Source organism: Roseisolibacter sp. H3M3-2 (genome assembly GCF_029211165.1).
Classification (GTDB): domain Bacteria; phylum Gemmatimonadota; class Gemmatimonadetes; order Gemmatimonadales; family Gemmatimonadaceae; genus Roseisolibacter.
The window spans coordinates 1-3258 of the sequence record NZ_JARGEK010000458.1 but is presented as its reverse complement, the minus strand read 5'-3'; the positions used below and the strand labels follow the sequence as shown (position 1 = coordinate 3258).

Here is a 3258-nt window from a genome sequence, read left to right as displayed (position 1 = left end):
GCGCCGCCTGCGGCCGCAGCGCGCTGGCGTCGGCGGCGCGCACCGCGCGCGACGCCGCGCCCGAGCCCGCGCTGCCGGCACTGCTCCCGTCGGAGCTGGACGTGCCGGTGGTCTACGAGCTGGCGCCCGCGGTCGCGGCGCTCGAGGCTGCGGTGCCGCGCACCTTCGGCGACATGGCCGAGCGCCGCTCGGTCCCCGGGCGCGACCGGCTGCAGTTCGCCTTCGCCGCCGAGCGGACGCCGTTCGACGTGCGCGTGCGCGGCGCGACGGCGACCGTGGCGGCGACGGTGTCGTACCGCGCGCGCGGCTGGTACGCGGCGCGCTTCGCGCCCGACGTCAGCGGGTCGTGCGGGCTCGGCGACGCGTCGCCGCGGCTGCGCATCGTGCTCGCCACCACGGTGCGGCTCGACGAGACGTGGCGGCTCCGCCCGCGCACGCGGCTCGTCTCGCTGGCGCCGGTCACCGACTCGACGCGCGACCGCTGCCGCGTCACCGCGGCGCGCTTCGACGTCACCGACCGCGTCCTCTCGGCGGTGCGCGGCAAGCTCGAGGACCGGCTGGCGGCCGTCGACGCGGGGCTCGCGCGCGCCGACGTGAAGTCGAAGGTCGAGCGCTGGTGGGAGCTGCTGCAGCGGCCGATCCGCATCCGCGACAGCCTGTGGCTGGAGATCCGGCCGCGCGACGTGCGCCTCGGCGCGCCGTCGGCGGAGGACGGGGCGCTGGTCGCGCCGCTCGCGCTCACCGCGCAGCCGCACTTGGTAACCGGCCCGCGTCCGACGACGCCCCCCACGCCGCTGCCGGCGCTCGGCGCGCGCGCGGCCATCGCCGGCGACAGCGCGCCCACCGGACTGCGCGTGCGGCTCGACGCCGAGATGGGCTACGACGACGCGACCCACCTGCTGGCGCCGCGGATGGTGGAGCGCGCGCTGGCGCGCGGCGGGCGGCGCGTCCGCGTGCGGCGCGCGACGGTGGCGCCGGCGCCGGGGGGGAGCGGGGCGGTCGACCTCGACGTGGAGGGCGACGTCGCGGGGCGCGTGTACGTCGTCGGGCGCCCGGTGTACGACGCGCCGACCGGCGAGCTGCGCGTGCCGGACCTCGACTTCGTGGTCGACGTGGACCACCCGCTGGTGCGCGGGCTGGACTGGCTGCGCCACGACGAGCTGCGCGACCTGCTGCGCGCGCGCGCGCGCTGGCCGGCCGCCGCCCTGGTGGACTCGGCGCGCGTGCGCCTGGAGCGCGCGCTGAACCGCGACCTGACGCAGGGGGTCAGCCTGGCCGCCGAGGTGCCGACGGCGCGCGTGCTCGCGGTGTACGCGGCGCGCGAGGGCGTCGTGCTGCGCGCCGAGGCGCAGGGGGAGGCGTCGCTGCGGGTGCGCCGCGCCCCGCCGATGCCGAAGCGTCGGCGCCCGGCGCCGGCCGCCGCGGCGGCGTCGGGACGCTAGCGCGGGGGCGCGCCCAGCGCGTCGTGCGTGAGACGGGCGACGTCGACGATGGCCGCCCGCGCCACCGCGACGTCGGGAATCCCCTTGGTGAGGACGACCAGCACGTACGGCGCGCGTCCCGGCGGCGACACGAGCGCGGCGTCGTGCAGGACGCCGGTGATCCATCCGGTCTTGTGCGCCACCGGGGTGCCCGGCGGCAGGCCGGCGGGGATCTCGTCGTTGTGCTCCTGCGCGCGCAGCACGTCGAGCATCGCGCGCGTGGCGCCGGGGGAGGCCGCGCGCCCGCGCTGGAGCGCCACCAGCAGCGCGGCGAGGTCGGGCGCCGTCGTCGTGTTCACGATCCCGGCGCGGAACGCCGGCCCGTCCTCGACGCCGCGCCGCACCTCGATGCGCGCGGCGCCCAGCGTGCGCGCGGTGGCCGTCGTGCGCGCCGGGTCGGCGAGCGCGATCAGCGCGTTGGTCGCGAGGTTGCTCGACCGCACGATCATCCGGCGCACCAGCTCGCGCGCCGGCACGCGCGTGCCCACCATCGCGTACAGCGCGCTGTCCGAGTCGTCGGCGGGGGAGAGCGCGTACGTCGACCCATCGGCGACCGAGACGAACCGGTTCTCCAGCGCGATCGCGTCGTCGAGGCGCAGCGCGCCTCGGTCGGCGGCGCGGAACAGCTCGATCATCACCGGGAGCTTCATCGTGCTCGCGGCGTGGAACACCGTGTCCGGCGCGAGGTCGAGCGACGCGCCGCCGGGCGCGAGGTCGCGCACCGCGACCGCGACGACGGCGGTCGGCACCTCGGCGCGCAGCCGCGCGAGGCGTTCCTCCAGCGCGCGGCGGAGGGCGGCCGGCGGCTGCGCGGGGCGCGACTCCGTGACCTCCGGGGTGACCGTGGTCACGGGGTCGGCACGGCGGGGCGCTGCGACGATCGTCAGCAGCAGGAGGAGGCGGGCGAGGGCGGCGGGGGCGGGGCGGGCGCGCATGGGCGGAGCATCGCGCGCCGCCGCCCGCGCGGCAACCGGCCGCCGCCGTTGCCTCCGGCGCCCCTCGATCGTGTTGTTCGTGCCGCGCTCCGGGTGGCCCCCGCGCCCGGCCTCGACGTCGCACCCTCGCCGTCCGCATGGCCGTGATCGCCGCTTCGTACGAATCCGAACCGACCCCCAACGCCGCCGACGTCTTCGGCGGCGACGGCTGGCGCGTGCGCCTGGTCGCGGTGCGCATCCGCCGGCTCCCCGCGGGGCTTGCCCGCGCCGAGGTGGACCTGCAGCGCCCCGACGGCCCGGTGGTCACGGGGACGCACGAGGGCCCGGCCAGCGCCGACGGCGACCTGCGCGTGGTGGCCGACGCCACGCTCGACGCGCTGCACCGCGCGAGCGGCGGGGCGGTGCGCTTCGCGCTGCAGGGCGTGAAGACGGTGCGCGCCTTCGACGAGACGGTGGTGCTGGTGCAGGTCGCGGTGGTGGCCGGGCGCGCGCCGGTGCGGCTGGTCGGCGCGGCGATGGGCGACGCGGACCACGCGCGCACCGCGGTGCTGTCGGTGCTCAACGCCACCAACCGCATCCTCGGGCAGCCGGCCGACTGACCGGTCCGCCGGTCGCGGACTGGCGGCAGGCGCGCTACGTTGCGCGTCGTCCACACCCCGCCGTCTCCGCGTCGCGCGCCCCCCGGGCCGCGGCGTCCCCGCCGTTCCGCCCCGCCGTGCCGTCCCTCCCCGCCTCGCCCGCGCGGCGTCCCGCGCGCATCGCGCGCCCGCGTCTCGCCGCGTCGCTCCTGCCGCTCGGCGCCTGCTCGCCCGGCCTGCGGCCCGCGACGGCCCCGACCCCGG

3 protein-coding genes are annotated in these 3258 nt (G+C 79.2%); 2 read left to right on the top strand and 1 reads right to left on the bottom strand.

Annotation, left to right across the window (positions count from 1 at the left end; translation table 11 throughout):
• A partial coding sequence (locus tag PYV61_RS22955) for a DUF4403 family protein (protein ID WP_275836075.1) occupies positions 1-1442 on the top strand: 1442 nt, incomplete at its 5' end.
• Here PYV61_RS22955 and PYV61_RS22950 read toward each other — a convergent pair.
• The gene (locus PYV61_RS22950; protein ID WP_275836073.1) at positions 1439-2416 is read right to left on the bottom strand and encodes a serine hydrolase; all 978 of its coding nucleotides are present in this window, start codon (positions 2414-2416) and stop codon (positions 1439-1441) included. The two genes, PYV61_RS22955 and PYV61_RS22950, sit on opposite strands and share 4 nt — an antisense overlap.
• 137 nt (positions 2417-2553) lie before the next feature.
• On the opposite strand from PYV61_RS22950, the gene PYV61_RS22945 reads away from it, so the two are divergent.
• Positions 2554-3015 (top strand): hypothetical protein, encoded by a 462-nt coding sequence (locus tag PYV61_RS22945; protein WP_275836071.1) that lies wholly within the window; start codon positions 2554-2556, stop codon positions 3013-3015.
• Positions 3016-3258 lie beyond the last annotated feature (243 nt).